At 71.4% G+C, this 20189-nt stretch carries 19 protein-coding genes, 1 pseudogene and 1 riboswitch; of the genes and pseudogenes, 14 read left to right on the top strand and 6 right to left on the bottom strand.

Annotated elements, in window-relative coordinates; genetic code table 11:
• Nucleotides 1-7 precede the first annotated feature (7 nt).
• Both LJF27_RS08020 and LJF27_RS08015 read left to right on the top strand, forming a co-directional pair.
• Nucleotides 8-952 (top strand): helix-turn-helix transcriptional regulator, encoded by a 945-nt coding sequence (locus tag LJF27_RS08020; RefSeq protein WP_025921059.1) that lies wholly within the window; start codon nt 8-10, stop codon nt 950-952.
• A 9-nt stretch (nt 953-961) separates the two neighbouring features.
• Nucleotides 962-1111 (top strand): annotated as a pseudogene (locus LJF27_RS08015) (HTH domain-containing protein); the annotation flags it as partial.
• Nucleotides 1112-1248: 137 nt separating this feature from the next.
• Here LJF27_RS08015 and LJF27_RS08010 read toward each other — a convergent pair.
• On the bottom strand, nt 1249-2115 hold the full coding sequence (locus tag LJF27_RS08010) for a LysR family transcriptional regulator (protein WP_023116678.1): 867 nt from the start codon (nt 2113-2115) through the stop codon (nt 1249-1251).
• A 99-nt stretch (nt 2116-2214) separates the two neighbouring features.
• Here LJF27_RS08010 and LJF27_RS08005 point away from each other — a divergent pair, with 99 nt between their 5' ends.
• The gene (locus LJF27_RS08005) at nt 2215-3117 is read left to right on the top strand and encodes a DMT family transporter (RefSeq protein ID WP_003114958.1); all 903 of its coding nucleotides are present in this window, start codon (nt 2215-2217) and stop codon (nt 3115-3117) included.
• Here the strand turns inward: LJF27_RS08005 and LJF27_RS08000 are convergent.
• The 5 genes from LJF27_RS08000 to LJF27_RS07980 form a co-directional block, all read right to left on the bottom strand.
• Nucleotides 3114-4367: an NAD(P)/FAD-dependent oxidoreductase gene (locus LJF27_RS08000; protein WP_023116677.1), complete on the bottom strand. Its 1254-nt coding sequence runs from the start codon at nt 4365-4367 to the stop codon at nt 3114-3116. The genes LJF27_RS08005 and LJF27_RS08000 overlap by 4 nt on opposite strands.
• Entirely contained in the window at nt 4364-4600 is a 237-nt protein-coding gene (locus LJF27_RS07995; RefSeq protein WP_003114956.1) for a (2Fe-2S)-binding protein, read from the bottom strand. The genes LJF27_RS08000 and LJF27_RS07995 overlap by 4 nt, the downstream gene beginning before the upstream one ends.
• Nucleotides 4597-5712: a D-hydroxyproline dehydrogenase subunit beta LhpB gene (lhpB, locus tag LJF27_RS07990; RefSeq protein ID WP_016851857.1), complete on the bottom strand. Its 1116-nt coding sequence runs from the start codon at nt 5710-5712 to the stop codon at nt 4597-4599. Before lhpB ends, LJF27_RS07995 begins: the two co-directional genes overlap by 4 nt.
• Nucleotides 5709-6653: a 4-hydroxyproline epimerase gene (locus LJF27_RS07985; protein WP_003082577.1), complete on the bottom strand. Its 945-nt coding sequence runs from the start codon at nt 6651-6653 to the stop codon at nt 5709-5711. The genes lhpB and LJF27_RS07985 overlap by 4 nt, the downstream gene beginning before the upstream one ends.
• Before the next feature lie 116 nt (nt 6654-6769).
• A complete protein-coding gene (locus tag LJF27_RS07980) occupies nt 6770-7438 on the bottom strand; it encodes a GntR family transcriptional regulator (RefSeq protein WP_003086767.1) in 669 nt (222 codons plus the stop codon).
• A 300-nt stretch (nt 7439-7738) separates the two neighbouring features.
• Between LJF27_RS07980 and LJF27_RS07975 the strand changes: the two genes are divergently transcribed.
• From LJF27_RS07975 to cobC, 11 genes are all read left to right on the top strand, one after another.
• On the top strand, nt 7739-9778 hold the full coding sequence (locus tag LJF27_RS07975) for an FUSC family protein (RefSeq protein WP_003123102.1): 2040 nt from the start codon (nt 7739-7741) through the stop codon (nt 9776-9778).
• A gap of 47 nt (nt 9779-9825) precedes the next feature.
• Nucleotides 9826-10034: riboswitch (cobalamin riboswitch) on the top strand.
• Between the two features lie 95 nt (nt 10035-10129).
• Nucleotides 10130-11980 (top strand): TonB-dependent vitamin B12 receptor, encoded by a 1851-nt coding sequence (gene btuB, locus LJF27_RS07970; RefSeq protein ID WP_023116676.1) that lies wholly within the window; start codon nt 10130-10132, stop codon nt 11978-11980.
• A 63-nt stretch (nt 11981-12043) separates the two neighbouring features.
• Nucleotides 12044-12655, top strand: coding sequence for a cob(I)yrinic acid a,c-diamide adenosyltransferase (cobO, locus tag LJF27_RS07965; protein WP_023116675.1), 612 nt, complete (start codon nt 12044-12046; stop codon nt 12653-12655).
• Between the two features lie 31 nt (nt 12656-12686).
• The gene (locus tag LJF27_RS07960; RefSeq protein WP_003086772.1) at nt 12687-13994 is read left to right on the top strand and encodes a cobyrinate a,c-diamide synthase; all 1308 of its coding nucleotides are present in this window, start codon (nt 12687-12689) and stop codon (nt 13992-13994) included.
• Between the two features lies 1 nt (nt 13995).
• Nucleotides 13996-14652 carry a 5,6-dimethylbenzimidazole synthase gene (gene bluB / locus LJF27_RS07955; protein ID WP_003082592.1) on the top strand — a complete coding sequence of 219 codons (657 nt, stop codon included), beginning with the start codon at nt 13996-13998 and terminating at the stop codon, nt 14650-14652.
• Nucleotides 14649-15587 (top strand): adenosylcobinamide-phosphate synthase CbiB, encoded by a 939-nt coding sequence (gene cbiB / locus LJF27_RS07950; protein WP_019371995.1) that lies wholly within the window; start codon nt 14649-14651, stop codon nt 15585-15587. Before bluB ends, cbiB begins: the two co-directional genes overlap by 4 nt.
• Complete coding sequence (gene cobD, locus LJF27_RS07945; protein ID WP_003133501.1) at nt 15580-16575, top strand: threonine-phosphate decarboxylase CobD; 996 nt, start codon at nt 15580-15582, stop codon at nt 16573-16575. Before cbiB ends, cobD begins: the two co-directional genes overlap by 8 nt.
• Nucleotides 16568-18040, top strand: coding sequence for a cobyric acid synthase (locus LJF27_RS07940; protein ID WP_023116674.1), 1473 nt, complete (start codon nt 16568-16570; stop codon nt 18038-18040). The genes cobD and LJF27_RS07940 overlap by 8 nt, the downstream gene beginning before the upstream one ends.
• Entirely contained in the window at nt 18033-18554 is a 522-nt protein-coding gene (gene cobU, locus LJF27_RS07935) for a bifunctional adenosylcobinamide kinase/adenosylcobinamide-phosphate guanylyltransferase (RefSeq protein ID WP_003082599.1), read from the top strand. The genes LJF27_RS07940 and cobU overlap by 8 nt, the downstream gene beginning before the upstream one ends.
• Nucleotides 18551-19606: a nicotinate-nucleotide--dimethylbenzimidazole phosphoribosyltransferase gene (gene cobT / locus LJF27_RS07930; protein ID WP_023116673.1), complete on the top strand. Its 1056-nt coding sequence runs from the start codon at nt 18551-18553 to the stop codon at nt 19604-19606. Before cobU ends, cobT begins: the two co-directional genes overlap by 4 nt.
• Entirely contained in the window at nt 19603-20187 is a 585-nt protein-coding gene (cobC, locus tag LJF27_RS07925; RefSeq protein ID WP_003112355.1) for an alpha-ribazole phosphatase family protein, read from the top strand. Before cobT ends, cobC begins: the two co-directional genes overlap by 4 nt.
• The last annotated feature ends 2 nt before the right edge of the window (nt 20188-20189 follow it).

Genomic DNA, 20189 nt, shown 5'->3' with positions numbered 1-20189 from the left:
TGGCAGCATGCACTTCTGGCTAACCCGGTACCAGTTCTTGCTTATCCTGGTATTGGCGCTACCCGTCTGCCCTTCGGAGGACTTCGCCATGCCACTCGACGCCCCTGCCAGCCACTCTGCGGAAAGCCCCGCGCAGCCGTCCCGCGCCGAACAGCTGGGGGCCTTCCTGCGCCGCCGGCGGGAAAGCATCGAGCCGCAGCGGGTCGGCATTTCCCGCCTCGGCCGCCGACGCACGCCGGGCCTGCGTCGCGAGGAGGTGGCGCAGCTCGCCGGGGTCGGCGTGACCTGGTACACCTGGCTGGAGCAGGGCCGCGCGGTACGCGCTTCGGAGCAGGTGATCGGAGCCATCGCCCGGGCCCTGCTGTGCAACGAGACGGAAACCCACCACCTGTTCAACCTCGCCGGGCTGGCCGCGCCGACCTCGGCGCGGCGGGCGGTCTGCGAGAAGCCCTCGGCCGCCACCCAGGCCATCCTCGATGCCCTCGACCCGTTGCCGGCCATGGTGCAGAACGCCCGTTTCGACATCCGCGGCTACAACCGCGCCTATTGCCGGCTGGTGGGCATCGACCTGGCGGAGATCCCCGAGGAAGACCGCAACTGCATCTACCTGGCGCTGACCCACGAGCGCTGGCGCTACTGCATGGCCAACCGCGAGGAGGCGTTGCCGCGGATGGTCGGCTTCTTCCGCGCGGCAATGGTCGAGCGCATGGGCGATCCGCTGTGGGAGCGGCAGTTGCAGCGCTGCCTGGAGGTTTCGGCGGAGTTCCGCGAGATCTGGCGGCGCAATGAGGTGATGGGTATCGAAAACCAGCTCAAGCGCTTCCGTCATGCGCGCTGCGGCGAATTCGAACTGCAGCAGACCAACTGGTGGTCGGCGCCGAAGAACGGCGATCGCCTGCTGGTCTTCGTCCCCCTCGACGACCACGCTCGCGACTGCCTGGAGCAACTGTGAGTCGGCGCCCTGTCCCGTAGCCAGCGCCTGCTCGACCTGCTGCAGATTTTGCGCCGGCATCGTTACCCGGTGGCCGGGCATGTGCTTGCCGGCGAACTGGGGATCAGCCTGCGCACGCTCTACCGCGATATCGCCACCCTGCGACAGCAGGGCGCGCACATCGAGGGCGGCGCCGGCGCCAGGCGTTGCTGCGCGAGTGGCGTGAACGGGAAAGCATCGCCGCGCAGTGAGCGACTGCTGCCGGAGACTGACAGACGGCCACCGCCTGCGGGTCTAGCGCCCGGCGCTGTAGCGGCTCAGAGCCGGAACTCCTCGGCGATCAGTTCGCCGAGGCGCTCCAGCGCCGGCGGCCGCTCTCCCGGGGCGAAGGCCAGGCGAATGCGGTGGGCGGGCAGTTCGGCGAAGCCCTCCGCCGGCCCCAGCACGCGCATCGTCGGGCCGACCCGCGCACGGTCGATCACGCCGATCGCCAGGCCGCCTTCGATGGCCGCTTCCAGCGCCGCCGCGCCGGGACTGCTGACCACCGTGCGCCAGCGCCGGCCCGTCGCGCCGAGGGCTTCCAGCAGCGCCTGCCGATAGGGACAACCCTGGCCGTGCAGGGCCAGCGGCAGCGGGCGTTGCGGATCGATCCGCAGGCCGTGGCCGGCGACCCACACCGGCTGGGTGCCGCCGATCTCGCGGGAGTGCCCGTCGTACGGGGTTTCGTCTTGCGCTTGCACCAGCAGGGCGAGGTCCAGCTGGCCGCGCCGCAGGCGTCCGGCCAGCCTGCCGCTGGCGTCGGTGAGCACCTCCAGCTCCAGCGCCGGCAGTTCCGCGCCGAGGCGTGGCAGGAGGCGGCCGAGCAGCTTGCCGGCGTATTCCTCGGAAATGCCGAAGCGCACCCGCAGCGGCTCTTCCCGTCTGCGCAACCCGGCGAGCACGCGGTCGTGGGTCTCCAGCAGCTCGGCGGTCTGGCGCTGGAACCGCTGCCCCAGCGGGGTCAGCCGCACCGACTGGTTGTCGCGCTCGAACAGCCGGCCGCCGGCCAGTTCCTCCAGGCGCCGGACGTGGGTGCTCACCGCCGAGGGGCTGCGGTTGAGGTGGCTGGCCGCGGCGAGAAAGCGGCCGAAGCGCAGGATGGCATGGAAGGTACGCAGCAGCTCGATATCCAGGTTGGTGCTCATGGTTCCGATTTCCTGCATGACTGGTGCAGATAGTTTCGTTTGATAGTAGCGGCGGAGGCCGCCTAGCCTCGACTCGAACCTGACCGACGGAGGCGAGCGATGCGCGCGACCACCTGCACCCCGCGAGCGATGCCCGGGGCGACCCGCCTGCTGGCCGTGCAACTGGGCATGGTACTGGCCTGGAGTTCCGGCTTCGTCGGCTACCGCTATGCCATGGAACAGGCGCCGGTGTTCCTCACCAGCTTCTGGCGCTTCGCCGTTTGCCTGGCGCTGCTGCTGCCCTTCGCCTGGGCCGGGCTGCGCCGGTTGTCGGCGCGCCAGTGGCGGCGCCAGGCGCTGATCGGGGCGTTGGCCTACGCGGGCTACATCGCGCCGATCGCCAAGGCCATCGAACTCGGCGTCTCGCCGGGCGTGGCGGCGCTGATGGCCGACCTGTTGCCGCTGCTGGTGGCCTTGCTGGCGCTGGTCCTGCCGGGGCAGCGAACGCGGCCGGGGCAGTGGCCGGGGATCGCCCTGGGCGTCGCCGGGGTGCTCTGGGCCGGGCATGCGGCGTTGGCGCTGGGGCGGGCGCCGGGCTGGGCCTACGGCCTGCCGCTGCTGGGCATGCTGGCGCTGGCCCTGGCCACCCTGTTGCAGAAGCGCTGGGACGATGCGCCGGGATCGCTGGCCGTGGTGCTGTTCGTGCAGATCGGCGCCGCGCTGCCGGCGTTCGCCGGCCTGGCGCTGGCGGAGGGTAGCCTGCGGCCGCCGCTGTCCGGCGGATTCCTGTTCGGGCTCGCCTGGCTGGTGCTGCTGCCCACCTTCGGCGGCTACGGCCTGTACTGGCTGGGCCTGCGCCATCTTTCCGCACAGGGCGGCAGCGCGGCGCTGTACCTGAGTCCGGCGCTGACCCTGCTATGGGCGCACTGGATGTTCGCCGAGCCGCTGACACCCATGCTGCTGGGTGGCCTGCTGCTGTCGCTGGCCGGCCTCGGCTGGCTGTATCGCGCCGAGCGTCGCTAGCCGGCGTCGCCCTGCCAGCAGGCCAGGGTCTCCAGGCGCGCCGGGCTGAACGGCGGACGCGGCGCCGGAGGCGTCCAGCCGAACAGGAATTGCGCGGCGCCGCCGCATATCCGCCCCTGGCAGGCGCCCATGCCGCAACGGCTGTGCAGCTTGGCCTCGGTCCAGCCGGCATGCCCGGCCAGCGCGGCCAAGGGGACGTCTTCGCAACGGCAGACCAGGGTATCCGCCTCCGCCAGTTCGCGCAGTTCGGCACGCAGGGCGAAGTGTCGCGCCAGGGTGTCGGCGAAGCCCTGCCAGCGTCGCCGTCGTGGCCACAGGCGGCGGGCCGCGTCGCGCTCGTCGACGGCGGCATGGCCGGCGATGGCGCCTTCCACCAGGGCCAGTTCGCTGCCGCCGAAGCCGGTGCATTCGCCGGCGGCGTAGTGGTCGGGCAGGCTGCCGGCCTGCCATTCGTCGACGGCGAGCGCCTGGCCGTCGAGGCGATAGCCGAGGGCCTGGCCGAGTTGCACGTTGGGCACCAGGCCGAAGCCGCAGGCCAGGCGTTCGCAGGCGATCTCGCGGACCCGACCGCCTTCGCGCAGGCGCACGGCTTCCAGGCGCTCCTCGCCGAGGGCGGCGAGCACGTAGCTGTCGGCGCGGTAGCTACGGGCGAACAGGCCGGCGGCCTGCCACAGTTTGCCGGGCCAGCGCGGGAGGCGTACGGCGAAGGCGGCCAGGGTTCTCGCCGGCGCCTGTTCGGCGACGCGCAGCAGGCGCGCCCCGCACTGGCTGGCGCTGGCGGCGCTGGCCAGCAGCAGCGGGCCGGAGCCAGCCACCACCAGGCGCTGGCCGGCCAGTGGCAGGCCGCCCTTGGCCAACGCCTGCAGGCCGCCGGCGCCGGTGACGCCGGGGAGGGTCCAGCCGGGAAAAGGCAGCAGCAGTTCGCGGGCGCCGGTGCAGAGGACCAGGCGTCGGTAGCCGACCTGCCAGCCACGTTGCGGGTCTTCCAGCAACAGGCGCCTGCCGGGACCGCAGGCGACCACCCGGGTCGCCGGGAAGTGCTCGACATTGGCCTGCCCGGCCAGGCGTTGACGCATCTGATGGGCACGCGGCGGCAGGTTGGCACGCGGGCCGTCGCGCCAGATCTGTCCGCCGGCGGCCGGGTTGTCGTCGACCAGGGCGATGCGCGCGCCGCTCGGCGCGGCGGCCAGCGCTGCGGCCAGGCCGGCGGGGCCGGCACCGACGATCAGCAGGTCGTAGTCGGCGCTCATGCCTGGGTCTCCACGCGCATGCCGGATTGGCAGACGGTCTGGCAGGCCAGGCGTCGCCGACCGTCGATCAATACCCGGCATTCCTGGCACGCGCCCATGCCGCAGAACGGCGCGCGCCGCCCGCCGCCGACCGCGCTGCGGGAGCAGCCGTCGCCGCCGAGGGCGAGGGCGGCCGCCACGCTGGTACCGACGGCGACCCGCAGCGGACGCCGGTCGATGAACAGTTCGATCATGGCCGGGCACTCCCGGAGCTGGAGAGGAAGCGTTGCGGCAGATAAGGCGTGGGATCCAGCGGCGGCGTTTCGCCGAACAACTGGGCGGCGAGCAGGCGCGCGCTGCCCGGCGCGGTGGTCACGCCCAGGCCCTCGTGGCCGACCGCCAGCCACAGGCCCGGCTGCGCCGGGTGCTCGCCAAGCAGCGGCAGGCCGTCCGGAGTGGCAGCGCGGAAGCCGGTCCAGGCACGGATCGCATTGAGGCCGGCGAGCCCCGGCAGGTAGTCCAGGGCACGCCGCAGCATGCGCGCCAGCACCGGGCCTTCCACCTGCGGGTCGAGCGTGTCGAACTGCCGCGAGGAGCCGAGGAAGACCTGCCCGGTGGGGCGCGGCTGGGCGTTGAAGGCTACCGAGGTACCGCTGCTGGCGTGGGCGCTGCTGACATAGCCGAGTTCCACCAGTTGATGGCGGAGGGTGCCGGGATAGCGGTCGGTGATCAGCAGGTGGCCTTTCTTCGGGCGGATCGGCAGCTCCGCGCACAGCTCGCCGGCATGGATGCCGTTGGCCAGCACCAGTGCCTCGGCGCTCAGCCAGCGGCCGTCGGCCAGGCGCAGGCGGCTGCCGTCCACTTCGCTGACTTCGGCGTGCAATCGACGCAGGCGCGGGCCGGCTCGTTCGAGCAGCCAGCGCGCCGCGTTGGGCGCGTAGAGGATGCCGTCGCCCGGCACCTTCAGGGCGCCGGCGAGGCCTGGCCGCAAGACCGGTTCCAGGTCACGCAGGCGCGCGGCGTCGAGCATCTCGCAGGCGACGCCGGCGGCCAGCAGGGCCTGGCGCTTGCGCTCGGCTTCGGCGAGTTCGGCGGCATCGGCGGCCAGCCAGAGGGTGCCACAGCCGCGATAGGCGCAATCCTCCGGCAACTCCGCCGCCCAGGCGCGCCAGGCCTGGATCGAGTAGTCGCTGAGGGCCAGTTCGGCCGGGTTGTCGTCCATCGCCACCAGATGGCCCATGCCCACCGCGGTGGCACCGCCGCGGCGGCTGTCCAGCACCAGTACGTCGAGGCCGCGACGCGCCAGTTCATGGGCGCAGGCGCTGCCGACGATGCCGGCGCCGACCACGATGACCTCGGCGTTCACCGGCGGATGCCCCAGGCGAACGGATCGTCGTCCGCCAGCAGCAGGGTGGCTTCCGCGCTGACGTGGGCGCGGCCGCGGATGGTCGGCACGATGCGCCCGCCGGGCTGGCCGTCGAGCCATTCGTAACGCCCCTCGAACTGGCTGCCGATCACGCTCGCCTGGCGCCAGGGCTGGCCGGGCAGCAGCTTGCCGTCGGCGGCCAGGCAGGCCAGCTTGGCGCTGGTGCCGGTGCCGCAGGGCGAGCGGTCGTAGGCCTTGCCGGGACAGAGCACGAAGTTGCGGCTGTCGGCGTGGGGATCGTCGGCGAACAGTTCGATGTGATCGATGGCGCCGCCGTCCTCGCCGCGGATGCCCTGGTCTTCCAGCGCCTGCTGGACGGCGACGGTGTAGGCGGTGAGGGCGTCGAGGTTGTCGCCGGCGATGCGCTGGCCGTGTCCGGCGACCAGGAAGAACCAGTTGCCGCCCCAGGCGATGTCGCCGCTGACCCGGCCGATGCCGGGCACTTCGACGCTGACCTGGCGACGGTAGCGGTAGGCCGGCACGTTGCGCACGCTGACCGAACCGTCCTCGTGGAGGGTCGCCTCGACCTCGCCGACCGGCGTCTCGATGCGGTGCACGCCGGGACCGATCCGCCCGAGGTGTGCCAGCGAGGCGACCAGGCCGATGGTGCCGTGGCCGCACATGCCGAGGTAGCCACTGTTGTTGAAGAAGATCACTCCGGCACAGGCTTCGGGATCGACCGGTGCGCAGAGCAGGGCGCCGACCAGTACGTCGCTGCCGCGCGGTTCGAGGATGCAGGCGGCGCGCCAGGCGTCGTGGCGCTCGCCGAGCAGGCGCCGGCGCTCGGCCATGTCGCCCTGGCCGAGATCGGGAAAGCCGCCGATGACCAGGCGGGTGGGCTCGCCGCCGGTATGCGAATCGATGATGCGGATGCGTTGCATGGTGGCCCTCGCCTGTGCCGGGGTATGCGCCACAGGGTGGCGTTTCGGCGGGGCGGGGCGCTTGAGGGTTTTCGCTCAGGCGAGTGACGAAAGCGGCATAGCCGGGATGGCCCGGCTCAGGTGCTGGCCGGGCGGTTCGGCAGGTGTTCGTAGAGGGTCCGGCAGACCCCGACGATATGTGCCTCGATCAGTGCCGCGGCCCGTTCGGCATCGCCGGCGCGACAGGCGGCGACGATCTCGCGGTGTTCCTGGTCGGCGCGCTGCTTGCCTTCGGACAGGCTCATCTGCATGCGCAGGTAACGTTCCAGCTTGTCGTGGATGGAGCGGATCAGGTTGACCAGGAACGGCCGCTGTGCCGGTTCGTAGAGGCAGGCGTGCAGTTGCCAGTTGAGTTCGGCCCAGCGTCCGACGTTGTCTTCGCCGACGAAGTCGGCGCAGATCGCCTCGGCGCGGGCGAAGGTGGTCTCGTCCATGTTCGGCACCGCCAGGCGGATCGCCTGCGCCTCGAGCAGCACCCGCACTTCGAACATCTGCGCCAGTTCCGGTTCGGAAATACGCGTCACCACCGCGCCCTTGTTGCGCTGGAACAGCACCAGGCCTTCCGCTTCCAGGCGCTTGAGGGCCTCGCGGACGGGAATCTTGCTGACATTGAAGAGTTGCGCGATGTCGTCCTGGCGGATCGGTTCGTCCTCGGCGAAATGCCCGGCGATGATCGCTTCGCGCAGGTGCTTGGCGATGATCTCGGAGGCCGAAGGGGCGATGCCCAGGTTAGGGGCGTTGAGCATGGAGAGAGGCAAGCGGGGCAACCTGCGTGGCGTTGGGAACGTGCGGGATATTGTATACGAACGTTCGGTGGCTGCCGCTGCCGGTTGGCGCCTTCTGCGCAGGCGTGTTGGTTGGCTCCAGTGGGCCTCCGTGCTGCTGCGGGACGCTCTTGGCGTGATGCCTCCCACGCAGGAGAGGTGCGGGCGGCGGCGCATGTTTCGCAGGGCGAAACGCTCTTCCGGAAAGTTCGCGGAGAGGCTGGACAATAGAAAATTAGCTTGCTAATAATTCGCTCGCTCATGTATTTCGGGGCGTCCGCGATGGCCAAGCCTTCCTTCTTTTCCTCCGACCTGGTGCAGGTGCTGCTGTGCCCGCGCCTGCACGAACTGCAGTTCGCGGTGAAGGCCCTGCTGGCCGGCGGGTTGGCCCTGTACCTGGCCTTCAGCCTGGAGCTGGAGCAGCCGCAATGGGCATTGATGACGGTGTTCGTGGTCAGCCAGCCCTATAGCGGCATGGTCCTGGCCAAGGGCATGTTCCGCCTGATCGGCACCTGCGCCGGTGCGCTGGTGTCCATCGGCATGGTCGCGCTCTATGGTCAGGCGTCGCTGCCCTTCCTCCTGCTGATGGCGCTCTGGCTGGCGTTCTGCACCGCCGGCGCGTCGCTGCTGCACAACCATGCGTCCTACGGTTTCGTCCTGGCCGGCTACACCGCGGCGATCGTCGCCCTGCCGGCCAGCGCCGATCCGGCGACGGTGTTCGACCAGGCGGTGGCCCGCTGCTCGGAGATCGGCCTGGGCATCCTCTGCGCGGCGCTGGTGAATGTACTGCTCTGGCCGCGGCGCCTGGAACGCCAGTTGGCGAACCAGGGCAAGGCGGCCTGGGAGGCCGGCTTGCAGGCGGCCGCGGCGGAGCTGCGCGGTGCCGACGAACGCGGCGAGCTGCTCGCGGCGCTGGGGCGGATCGCCGCGGCGGACGCCCAGCGCGACCACGCCTGGTTCGAGGGCGCACTCGGCCGCGCCCGTTCCCAGGCCTTGCGCGTGCTTGGCCTCGACCTGCTCGGCCTGCTGCGCGCGGCGCGCAAGGTGGCTCGCGAGCGGAGGCTGCTCGATCCGGCCAGCGCGCACGCCTTGCAGCCCTGGCTGGAAGAACTCGAGGCACTGTTGCGCGAGGGCCGCCAGGCCGAGTTCGAGGCCTGCCGGCAGCGCTTGCGCCTGGCGCTGGACGCGGCGCATGGACAGTTGCACCTGTGCCTGGTCTGCCTCGAACGCCTGCTCGGCGAGGCGAGGGCGGCCGGGCGCAGCGTCGAGGCGCTGGTCTATGGCGCGCCCACCCGCCAGGCGCCGGGCGCCATCGCCTGGCACCGGGATATCGAGCGCGGCGTGCTGTTCGGCCTGCGCAGCGCCCTGGCGTTCCTCTGCGTGGCCGCGTTCTGGCTGGCCAGCGCCTGGCCGAGCGGGTTGGGCGCGGTGTCGATCACCGGGGTGGTGCTGAGTCTCTTCGCCAGCCGCGACAACCCGGCCCAGGCCGGCCTGAACTTCCTTCGCGGGATCCTCCTGTCGATCCCGCTGGCCGGCTTCGTCGCACTGTTCTACCTGCCCGGCGTGGACGGCTTCCCGCTGCTCTGCCTGGGCCTGGGCGTACCGCTGTTCTTCGCCGCGCTGTGCGTGAACCGGGCGAGCCTGGCCGGGATCGCCTCGCCGTTCTGCATCTTCTTCGTGAAGAACGTCGCGCCGAGCAACAGCATGAGCTACGACCTCGCGCACTTCCTCAACAACGCCCTGTCGACGGTGCTCGGGGTGGCCTTCGCCGTGCTGGTGTTCAACCTGGTCAGCCTGCGGCCGGGCGAACGCCATTACCGGCGCATGCTGCAGGCCACCCTCGGCGACCTGGCGCGGCTCACCCTGCGCTCGCCGGCGCAGGCCGAGGCCTGGTTCGGCGGGCGCACCGCGGATCGCCTGATCCGCCTGGCGCAGCGCTACGACCGTTTGCCGGAGGGGCGCCGCCAGCCCTGGTCGGACGGCCTGATGGGACTCGACTTCGGCGACGAGCTGCTCTACCTGCGGCAGTGCCTGGAGGAGGTCCCGGCGTCCCTGGCGCAGGCCCGCGACCGCTACCTGCGGCGCCTGCGCCTGGCGCTGCTGGGCGATGGCCCGCGGGCTGAGCGTGAACACGCCCTCGACCCGCCGACCGCGCGCCTGCTCAAGGCCCTGGCCGCCAGCCCGCTGGCCGGCAGCGAACGCGGCGAGCTGGCCGGCGCCGCGCTGGTGCAGTTGCAGGCCACCTGGCGGCAGTGGTGCCGCAGCCATGCTCCGGCCGGGACGGCGCTGCGCGCGGACCCGCTCCCCGGAGCCGGGCGCTAGTTCTGCGGTGGCCGCCCACATTGACCGCGCAAGCCCCGAACCACTAAGCTGCGCGCCTTGCGACAGGTGCCCCGCAAGGGGTGAAACAGGGAAGCTGGTGCGTTCCGTCGGAACCAGGCCAGCGCTGCCCCCGCAACGGTAGGCGAATCAGACAGCCGCTCGATGACCACTGTGCTCCGGCATGGGAAGGCGCGGCTGGAAGCGTCCAGCGCTTCGCTCGCGAGCCCGGAGACCGGCCTGACGCACCCACGGCATCGCGGAGGGCGCTGTCGGACGTCTCCTGCCGTCGCTTCGTCCTCCGTCTGCCTCAACCCAGGTCGCGCGGGTGAGAGCGACGGAGCAGCGCAGAGCATGAACAGAGTTTTCCTGACCCCGGCAGCCGTGGCGCTGTGCGGCGCGTCTTCCCTGAGCCTGGCCGAACCGGTCAGCCTTGCCGACCAGGTGGTGACCGCCACCCGTACCGCCCAGACCGCTTCCCAGAGCCTGGCGGCGGTGAGCGTCATCGACCGCGAGGATATCGAGCGCAGCCAGGCGCGCAGCGTGCCGGAGCTGTTGCGCCAGGTACCCGGCGTGTCGCTGGCGAACAACGGCGGTTTCGGCAAGAACACCACGCTGTTCCTGCGCGGCACCGAGTCCGACCATGTGCTGGTGCTGATCGACGGCATCAAGGTCGGCTCGGCCAGCGCTGGCCTCACCGCGTTCCAGGACTTGCCGGTGGAGCTGATCGAGCGCATCGAGGTGGTCCGCGGGCCGCGTTCCAGCCTGTACGGCTCGGAGGCCATCGGCGGGGTGATCCAGATCTTCACCCGGCGCGGCGACGGCCAGGGCGCCAAGCCGTTCTTCTCCGCCGGTTACGGCACCCATCAGACCCTGGAGGGCAGCGCCGGGGTCAGCGGCGGCGCCGGCAACGGCTGGTACAGCCTCGGGGTGAGCAGCTTCGATACGGCGGGGATCAATACCAAGCGCGCCGGTACTGCGGGCTATGAGCCAGACCGAGACGGCTACCGCAACCTGTCCGGCAACCTGCGCGGCGGCTATCGCTTCGACAATGGCCTGGAACTCGACGGTACCCTGCTGAGGGCCAAGTCGCACAACGACTATGACCAGGTCTTCGGCAACTCCGGTTTCAATGCCAACGCCGACGGCGAGCAGAACCTGGTCGGCGGCCGTGCCCGCTTCACTCCGTTCGATCCCTGGCTGGTGACCCTCCAGGCCGGGCGCAGCGAGGACAAGGCCGATGCCTATCAGGATGGCCGTTTCTACTCGCGCTTCGATACCCGTCGCGACAGCCTGTCCTGGCAGAACGACCTGACTCTGGCCGAAGGCCATGTGCTGACCCTCGGCTACGACTGGCAGAAGGACGAGATCAGCAGCAGCGAAGCCTTCAGCGTCGACTCGCGGCTGAACAAAGGCTGGTTCGCCCAGTACCTCGGCCAGTACGGTCGCCAGGATTGGCAACTGAGCCTGCGCCGCGACGACAACCAGCAGTTCGGCGTGCACGACACCGGCAGCGCCGCCTGGGGCTACGCGCTGAGCGACGCGCTGCGCTTCACCGTCAGCTACGGCACGGCGTTCAAGGCGCCGACCTTCAACGAACTCTACTACCCCGACTACGGCAATCCCGACCTGGACGCCGAGACTTCGCGCAGCCTGGAAGTCGGGCTGAGCGGTACGCATGGCTGGGGGCACTGGGCGGTAAATGCCTTCCGTACCAACGTCGACGACCTGATCGGCAACGATCCGCGTCCGGCGCCGGGGCGCCCCTGGGGGCAGCCGAACAACATCGACGAAGCGCGCATCCGTGGCGTCGAACTGGTCCTCGGCAGCCAGTGGCTGGGCTGGGACTGGAACGCCAACGCGACCTTCCTCGACCCGCAAAACCGTTCCGGCGGCGTCAACGACGGCAACGAACTGCCGCGCCGGGCGCAGCGGATGTTCAACCTGGAACTGGACCGGCGCTTCGAGCGTCTTTCGCTGGGCGCCAGCGTGCACGCCGAAGGCCGACGCTATGATGACCCGGCCAACGAGGTGCGCCTGGGCGGCTACGCCACCCTCGACCTGCGCAGCGAGTACCGGCTGAACGACGAATGGCGCCTGCAGGGCCGGATCGCCAACCTGTTCGGTGCCGACTACGAAACCGCGTATGGCTACAACCAGCCTGGCCAGGCGGTCTACCTCAGCGTGCGCTACCAGGCCCTGTGAGGCCGGGTATTTCGAATGAACGAGGCGACGGCGCGGCCGCGTCGCCGCAAGGAGTGATCGACGATGAACGAATCCCCCGAGAAGGACCAGCGCCACCGCGAGCGGATGGAGCGCAAGAAGGCCGTGGTCGACGAGAAGATCGCCCAGGCCCGCGACGAACGCGGCGTGCTCCTGGTGCATAGCGGCAACGGCAAGGGCAAGAGCAGCTCGGCCTTCGGCATGGTCGCGCGGGCCCTGGGCCATGGCATGAAGGTCGGTGTCGTGCAGTTCATCAAGGGCACCGCCAGCACCGGCGAGGAAGCCTTCTTCCGGCGCTTCCCCGAGGAAGTCAGCTACCACGTGATGGGCGAGGGCTTCACCTGGGAGACCCAGGACCGCCAGCGCGACATCGCCAAGGCCGAGGCAGCCTGGAAGGTCGCCGCGCAATTGCTGGCCGACCCGGACGTGGGCCTGGTGGTGCTGGACGAATTGAACATCGCCCTCAAGCACGGCTACCTGGAACTGGACAGGGTCCTCGCCGACATCCAGGCGCGCCCGGCCATGCAGCATGTGGTGGTGACCGGCCGCGGCGCGCAGCCGGGGATGGTCGAGGCCGCCGACACGGTGACCGAGATGAGTCTGGTCAAGCACGCGTTCAAGGCCGGGATCAAGGCGCAGAAAGGAGTGGAATTCTGATGCCGGCGCCATGCGCGGAGACGCTTCGCCCATGACCCAGGCACGCTGTCCGGCCCTGCTGATCGCCGCCCCGGCCTCCGGCCAGGGCAAGACCACCGTCACCGCCGCCCTGGCCCGCCTGCATGCGCGCCAGGGGCGGCGGGTGCGGGTGTTCAAGTGCGGGCCGGACTTCCTCGACCCGATGATCCTCGCCCGCGCCTCCGGCGCGCCGGTCTACCAGCTCGACCTGTGGATGGTCGGCGAGGCCGAAGCGCGACGCCTGCTGGCGCGGGCCGCCGGCGAGGCCGACCTGATCCTCATCGAAGGGGTGATGGGCCTGTTCGATGGCAACCCCTCCGCGGCAGACCTGGCGCGGCGTTTCGGCGTGCCGGTGCTGGGGGTGATCAACGGCGCGGCGATGGCCCAGACCTTCGGCGCGCTAGCCTACGGCCTGGCGCATTTCCAGCCGGACCTGCCGTTTTCCGGAGTGCTCGGCAACCGCGTCGGCAGCCAGCGCCACAGCGACATCCTGCGCGATTGCCTGCCGCCCGGCATGCGCTGGTTCGGCGGCCTGCCGCGCTCGGCCGAGTTCGAACTGCCGAGCCGCCACCTGGGCCTGGTCCAGGCCGAGGAACTGGCCGATCTCGATGTGCGCCTGGACGCCGCCGCCGATGCCTTGCGGGCCAGCGCCGAGACCGACCTGCCGGAGCCGGTGACCTTCGAGGTGCCCGCTCCGGCGCCGCTGCAACGCAGCCTGGAAGGCGTGCGCATCGGCGTGGCTCGCGATGCCTCGTTCGCCTTCCTCTACCAGGCCAATCTCGACCTGCTGCGCGAACTCGGCGCCGAACTGGCGTTCTTCTCGCCGCTGCAGGACCAGGCGTTGCCCGCCGTGGACAGCCTGTACCTGCCGGGCGGCTACCCCGAACTGCACCTGGGGCGCCTGCAGGGCAATCGCGCCATGGCCGAGGCGATCCGAGCCCACCATGCCGCCGGCAAGCCGCTGCTGGCCGAGTGCGGCGGCATGCTCTACCTGCTCGACTGCCTGGAAGACGCCGACGGCGAGCGCGGCGAACTGCTCGGCCTGCTGCCGGGCCGGGCGCGCCTGCAGAAGCGCCTGACCGCCCTGGCCTTGCAGGAGGTCGAGCTGCCGGAAGGGCGGCTGCGCGGGCATACCTTCCATCACTCGACCCTCGACTGCGCCGTCGAGCCTCTGGCCCGTGGCGTCTGCCCGAACGGCCGGAACACGGCGGAGGCGGTGTTCCGTCTTGGCCGGCTGACGGCTTCCTATATCCATTTCTACCTGCCTTCCAACCCGCAGGCCGCCGCTGCGTTGCTGGCGCCCGCGCGAGACGCCGACTGACATGTCCGATTCTTCCCACGCCTTCAGCGCCACGGAGCGCGCCGCCGTCTACCGGGCCATCGCCGAGCGCCGCGATATGCGCCACTTCAGCGGCGGCAGCGTGGCGCCGGAGCTGCTCGCGCGGCTGCTGGAGGCCGCACACCAGGCGCCCAGCGTTGGCCTGATGCAACCCTGGCGCTTCATCCGTATCACCGAGCCGGCGTTGCGGCGGGCCATCCACGGGCTGGTCGAGGAGGAACGCGGACGCACCGCCGAAGCCCTCGGCGAGCGCTCCGACGAGTTCATGCGGCTCAAGGTCGAGGGCGTGCTGGATTGCGCCGAACTGCTGGTCGCCGCCCTGATGGACGACCGCGAACGCCATGTGTTCGGTCGCCGGACCCTGCCGCAGATGGACCTGGCGTCGCTCGCCTGCGCGATCCAGAACCTCTGGCTGGCCAGTCGCGCCGAGGGCCTGGGGATGGGCTGGGTATCGCTGTTCGATCCGGCCGCGCTGGGCGAGTTGCTCGGCCTGCCGCCCGGCAGCGAGGCGGTGGCGGTGCTCTGCCTGGGCCCGGTGGCGGAGTTCTACCCGGCGCCGATGCTGGCGCTGGAGGGTTGGAGCGAACCGCGTCCGCTGGCCGAGCTGGTCTACCAGAACCGTTGGGGCGAGCGAGCATGAGCGCACTGCTGGGTATCCTCGGCGTGGTGCTGGATGCGCGCTTCGGCGAGCCGCAGGGCTGGCACCCGCTGGTCGCCTTCGGCCGCCTGGCCGACCGCCTGGAGCGCCGTTTCAACCGCTCGCGCCTGGCCGGCGAGGGCGATCCCGGGGTCGGCTGGCGCAGCCATGGGGTGACCGCCTGGGTCCTCGCGGTACTGCCGCTGACCCTGCTGGCCTGGGCGCTCGCTGAACTTCCCTACCTCGGCTGGCTGGTCCAGGCCCTGGCGCTGTACGCCGCGCTCGGCCTGCGCAGCCTCGGCGAGCACGCCGAACCGGTGGCGCTGGCCTTGCGCGCCGGCGACCTGGACGAGGCGCGGCGACGTGTCGGCTACCTGGTCAGCCGCGATACCCGCGAACTGGACCAGGCCGGGGTCGCCCGCGCGGCCACCGAGTCGGTACTGGAGAACGGCAGCGACGCGGTCTACGCCGCCCTGTTCTGGTTCGCCGTGGCCGGCGCGCCGGGGGTGGTGCTGTATCGCCTGAGCAATACCCTGGACGCGATGTGGGGCTACCGCAACGCGCGCTTCGAGCGCTTCGGCTGGGCCGCGGCGAAGATCGACGACATCCTCAACTACCTGCCGGCGCGGCTGGTGGCGCTGACCTACGCGCTGCTCGGCGACACCCGCCAGGCCCTGCGCTGCTGGCGCGAGCAGGCGCCGCAATGGGACAGCCCCAACGCCGGCCCGGTGATGGCCGCCGGCGCCGGTGCGCTGGGGGTTTCCCTGGGCGGCGCGGCGATCTACCACGGCGAGCTGCACCAGCGGCCGCTCCTCGGCAGCGGCCCGCAGCCGCAGGGCCGCGACATCTATCGGGCCCTGGCGCTGGTGCGCCAGGGCGTGCTGCTCTGGCTGCTGGTGCTGGCCGGACTCTGGGCCATGGGGTGGCTGCATGCTTGAACACGGAGGGCGGTTGCGCGAGGCGGCGCGCCGCTACGACATTCCGCTGGCGGACTGGCTGGACCTGTCCACCGGCATCGCGCCCTGGCCGTTTCCGCTGCCGGCGATCCCCGAGCAGGCCTGGACCCGCCTGCCGGAGAGCGACGACGGCCTGGAAGCCGCCGCCTGCCTCTACTACGGCGCCGAACGGGTATTGCCGCTGGCCGGCAGCCAGGCGGCGATCCAGGCCCTGCCAAGGTTGCGGCGGGGCGGGCGGGTCGGCGTCCTGTCGCCGTGCTATGCCGAGCACGCCCACGCCTGGCGCCAGGCCGGGCACCTGGTGCGGGAGATCGGCGAGGCCGAGGTCGAGCCCTATCTCGACAGCCTCGACGTGCTGCTGGTGGTCAACCCGAACAACCCCACCGGGCGGGTCTTCGAGCCCGCCGAGCTGCTGGCCTGGCATGCCCGCCTGCAACGTCGCGGCGGCTGGCTGCTGGTCGACGAGGCGTTCATGGACTGCACCCCGCAGTCGAGCCTGGCGGCCTGTAGCAACCGACCCGGATTGATCGTGCTGCGCTCGTTCGGCAAGTTCTTCGGCCTGGCCGGTGCGCGGCTCGGCTTCGCCCTCGGCGAACGGCCGCTGTTGCAGGCGCTGGCCGAGCAGCTCGGTCCGTGGACGGTCAATGGCCCGGTGCGCCATGTGGCCCAGAGCGCCTTGCGCGACCGCCAGCAACAGCGCCAGCAGCGCGAGCGCCTGCTGGCCGCCAGCCAGCGCCTGGAGGAACTGCTGCGCCGCCACGGCTGGCCGCCGGCGGGCGGCAGCGCGCTGTTCCAGCGCCTGGTCGATCCACGCTGCGCGGCGTTGCACGACTACCTGGCGCGGCGCGGCATCCTCACCCGCCAATTCGAGCAGCCGGCCAGCCTGCGCCTCGGCCTGCCCGCCGACGAGGCCGCCTGGGCCCGGCTCGATGCCGCGCTGCTCGGCTTCAAGGAGCCTGCTCATGAGTGATCGCGGGCGGACCCTGATGGTCCAGGGCACCACCTCGGACGCCGGCAAGAGCACCCTGGTGACCGCGCTGTGCCGCTGGCTGGCCCGGCGCGGCGTCGCGGTGGTGCCGTTCAAGCCGCAGAACATGGCGCTGAACAGCGCGGTCACCGCCGACGGCGGCGAGATCGGCCGCGCCCAGGCGGTCCAGGCCCAGGCCTGCCGGCTGGCGCCGCACACCGACATGAACCCGGTGCTGCTCAAGCCGAACACCGACATCGGCGCCCAGGTGATCATCCATGGCCGCGCGGTGACCAGCATGGACGCCGCCGCCTACCACGACTACAAGCGCGTGGCGATGGAAGCGGTGCTGGCTTCCCATGGGCGGCTCGCCGCCGCCTACCGGGTGGTGATGGTGGAGGGCGCCGGCTCGCCGGCGGAGATCAACCTGCGCGCCAACGACATCGCCAACATGGGCTTCGCCGAAGCGGTGGATTGCCCGGTGATCCTGGTCGCCGATATCGACCGCGGCGGGGTCTTCGCCCACCTGGTCGGCACCCTGGAACTGCTCTCCGACTCGGAGCGGGAGCGGGTCAAGGGCTTCGTCATCAATCGCTTCCGCGGCGACATCGCCCTGCTGCAACCCGGCCTCGACTGGCTGGAGGCGCGCACCGGCAAGCCGGTGCTCGGCGTGCTGCCCTATGTCAGCGACCTGCACCTGGAGGCGGAGGACGCCATCGACACGCGCCAGGCGGCCAAGGTCGGGCCGCGCCTGAAGGTGGTGGTGCCGGTGCTGCCGAGGATCAGCAACCACACCGATTTCGATCCGCTGCGCCTGCACCCCCAGGTCGAGTTGAGCTTCGTCGGCCCCGGCCAGGCGCTGCCGTCGGCGGACCTGATCGTCCTGCCCGGCTCGAAGAGCGTGCGCGCCGACCTCGCGGCGCTGCGCGAGCGTGGCTGGGACGAGGCGATCCTCCGTCACCTGCGCTACGGCGGTCGCCTGCTGGGGATCTGCGGCGGCCTGCAGATGCTCGGCGAGCGCCTGCACGATCCGCTCGGCCTGGAAGGCGCGGCCGGCAGCAGCGCTGGCCTCGGCCTGCTGGCGTTGGAAACGACCCTTGAGGCGGACAAGCAATTGCGCAACGTACAGGGCCGCCTGAGCCTGGAGGATGCGCCGCTGTCGGGCTACGAGATCCATGCCGGGATCACCCGTGGCGAGGCCCTGGCGCGGCCGGCGGTGGTGCTCGACGATGGCCGCGCGGATGGTGCCCGCAGCGTCGACGGGAACGTCATGGGCACCTACCTGCACGGCCTGTTCGAATCCACCGCGGCCTGTTCGGCGCTGCTGCGCTGGGCCGGCCTGCGCGAGGTCCAGGCGGTGGACTACCAGGCCTTGCGCGAACGCGACATCGAGCGGCTCGCCGACCTGGTCGAGCGCCACCTGGATACCGGGCGATTGCTCGCCCTCTGCGGAGAACCCCATGCGTGACCTGATCCTTGGCGGCGCCCGTTCCGGCAAGAGCCGCCTGGCCGAGCGCCTGGCCGCCGAGAGCGGGCTGGCGGTGAGCTACATCGCCACCGCCCAGGCCGGCGACGGCGAAATGGGCCGGCGCATCGCCGAGCACCGCGCGCGCCGCCCGGCCCACTGGCGAACCCTGGAGGAGCCTCTGGCGCTGGCGGCGACGCTGCGCAGCGAGGCCGAGGCCGGACGCTGCCTGCTGGTCGACTGCCTGACCCTGTGGCTGACCAACCTGCTGCTCTGCGACGATCCCCAGCGTCTCGACGGCGAGCGCGAGGCGCTGCTGGAATGTCTCGGCGAGCTGCCGGGACGGATCATCTTGGTCAGCAACGAAACCGGGCTCGGCGTGGTGCCGCTGGGCGAACTCAGCCGGCGCTACGTCGACGAGGCCGGCTGGCTGCACCAGGCCATCGCCGAACGCTGCGAACGGGTGACCTTCACCGTCGCCGGCCTGCCCATGCCGTTGAAAGGAGAACCGCTATGAGTCTGCAATGGTGGCGCGACACCTGCCGCGAGGCGGACCCGCAGATGCGCCGGCGCGCGGCCGAACGCCAGGACCGGTTGACCAAGCCACGCGGCTCGCTGGGCCGCCTGGAGCAAGTGGCGATCGACCTGGCGGCGTTGCAGGGGCGCGAACGACCGAGCCTGGAGAGGATCTGGGTGACGGTCTTCGCCGGCGACCACGGGGTAGTCGCCGAGGGCATCTCGGCCTATCCGCAGGCGGTCACCGGCGAGATGCTGCGCAACTTCGTCCGCGGCGGCGCGGCGATCAGCGTGCTGGCGCGCGAACTCGGCGCCGGCCTGGAGGTGGTCGACCTGGGCACCGCGTTCCCCCTGGAAGCCTTGCCCGGCGTGCGTCACCTGCGCCTGGCGGCGGGCACCGCGAACTTCGTCGAGGCCCCGGCGATGGGCGCCGAACCGTGCCTGCTGGCGCTCGAGGCCGGGCGCGAAAGCGTGCGCCGCGCCGAGCAGGCCGGCAGCCAGCTGTTCATCGGCGGCGAGATGGGCATCGGCAATACCACCGCGGCGGCGGCCATGGCCTGCGCGCTGCTGGATGCGCCGGCGAGCGCGCTGGTCGGGCCGGGAACCGGGCTGGACGCCAGCGGCGTGGCGCACAAGGCCGCGGTGATCGAGCGTGCCCTGGCCCTGCACGGCGCCCATCGCGCCGACCCCTTCGAAACCCTCCGCCGTCTCGGTGGCCTGGAGATCGCCGCGCTGGCCGGCGCCTACCTGGCCTGCGCGCAGAAAGGCATGGTCGCCCTGGTCGACGGCTACATCTGCAGCGTCGCGGCGCTCTGCGCGGTGCGCCTGAACCCGGCCTGCCGCGACTGGCTGCTGTTCGCCCACAGCGGTGCCGAGCCGGGCCATCGCCATGTGCTCGAAGCCCTGGCGGCGCAACCGCTGCTCGACCTCGGCCTGCGCCTGGGCGAGGGCAGCGGCGCGGCGCTGGCGGTGCCGCTGCTGCGCCAGGCCTGCGCGCTGCACGCGGGGATGGCGACCTTCGCCGAAGCGGCGGTCTCGGACCGCCCGGCATGAGCCTGCGCCTGGACCTCCTGCGGCATGGCGAAACCGAGTCCGGCGGCGGTTTCCGCGGCAGCCTCGACGACGCCTTGACCGCGCGTGGCTGGGCGCAGATGCGCACGGCGGTGGAAGGCGGACGCTGGGACCTGCTGGTCAGCTCGCCATTGCAACGTTGCCGCGCCTTCGCCGAGGAACTGGCGCAGCGCCAGGGGATCGAGCTGGAACTGGAAAACGATCTGCGCGAACTGCATTTCGGCGCTTGGGAGGGGCGCTCGGCGGCCGCCCTGATGGACGGCCACAGCGAGGCGCTCGGCCGCTTCTGGGCCGATCCCTACGCCTTTACCCCGCCGGGCGGCGAGCCGCTGTCCGAGTTCGAGGCGCGGGTGCTGGCCGCCCAGCGACGCCTGCGCCAGCGTCATGCCGGCCGTCGTGTGCTGCTGGTGACCCATGGCGGCGTCATCCGTCTGTTGCTCGCTCGCGCCCGTGGCCTGCCGCGCGAGCACTTGCTGCAGGTGGACGTCGGTCATGGCGCACTGTTCGGCCTGCGCGCCGGAGAGGGCGACGATCGCTGGCACGAATGCCGGGAAGGGGAATAGTC

The organism is Pseudomonas sp. 203-8, from assembly GCF_020708595.1.
GTDB lineage: Bacteria > Pseudomonadota > Gammaproteobacteria > Pseudomonadales > Pseudomonadaceae > Pseudomonas > Pseudomonas aeruginosa.
Note: the sequence above shows the minus strand (reverse complement) of the source record. Positions and strands in the feature narration are given on the sequence as shown.

Coding starts and splice junctions, on each gene's coding strand:
- LJF27_RS08020 (WP_025921059.1), top strand. CDS start 8: ATGCACTTCTGGCTAACCCGGTACCAGTTCTTGCTTATCCTGGTATTG.
- LJF27_RS08010 (WP_023116678.1), bottom strand. CDS start 2,115: ATGAGCACCAACCTGGATATCGAGCTGCTGCGTACCTTCCATGCCATC.
- LJF27_RS08005 (WP_003114958.1), top strand. CDS start 2,215: ATGCGCGCGACCACCTGCACCCCGCGAGCGATGCCCGGGGCGACCCGC.
- LJF27_RS08000 (WP_023116677.1), bottom strand. CDS start 4,367: ATGAGCGCCGACTACGACCTGCTGATCGTCGGTGCCGGCCCCGCCGGC.
- LJF27_RS07995 (WP_003114956.1), bottom strand. CDS start 4,600: ATGATCGAACTGTTCATCGACCGGCGTCCGCTGCGGGTCGCCGTCGGT.
- LJF27_RS07985 (WP_003082577.1), bottom strand. CDS start 6,653: ATGCAACGCATCCGCATCATCGATTCGCATACCGGCGGCGAGCCCACC.
- LJF27_RS07980 (WP_003086767.1), bottom strand. CDS start 7,438: ATGCTCAACGCCCCTAACCTGGGCATCGCCCCTTCGGCCTCCGAGATC.
- LJF27_RS07975 (WP_003123102.1), top strand. CDS start 7,739: ATGGCCAAGCCTTCCTTCTTTTCCTCCGACCTGGTGCAGGTGCTGCTG.
- btuB (WP_023116676.1), top strand. CDS start 10,130: ATGAACAGAGTTTTCCTGACCCCGGCAGCCGTGGCGCTGTGCGGCGCG.
- cobO (WP_023116675.1), top strand. CDS start 12,044: ATGAACGAATCCCCCGAGAAGGACCAGCGCCACCGCGAGCGGATGGAG.
- LJF27_RS07960 (WP_003086772.1), top strand. CDS start 12,687: ATGACCCAGGCACGCTGTCCGGCCCTGCTGATCGCCGCCCCGGCCTCC.
- bluB (WP_003082592.1), top strand. CDS start 13,996: ATGTCCGATTCTTCCCACGCCTTCAGCGCCACGGAGCGCGCCGCCGTC.
- cbiB (WP_019371995.1), top strand. CDS start 14,649: ATGAGCGCACTGCTGGGTATCCTCGGCGTGGTGCTGGATGCGCGCTTC.
- cobD (WP_003133501.1), top strand. CDS start 15,580: ATGCTTGAACACGGAGGGCGGTTGCGCGAGGCGGCGCGCCGCTACGAC.
- LJF27_RS07940 (WP_023116674.1), top strand. CDS start 16,568: ATGAGTGATCGCGGGCGGACCCTGATGGTCCAGGGCACCACCTCGGAC.
- cobU (WP_003082599.1), top strand. CDS start 18,033: ATGCGTGACCTGATCCTTGGCGGCGCCCGTTCCGGCAAGAGCCGCCTG.
- cobT (WP_023116673.1), top strand. CDS start 18,551: ATGAGTCTGCAATGGTGGCGCGACACCTGCCGCGAGGCGGACCCGCAG.
- cobC (WP_003112355.1), top strand. CDS start 19,603: ATGAGCCTGCGCCTGGACCTCCTGCGGCATGGCGAAACCGAGTCCGGC.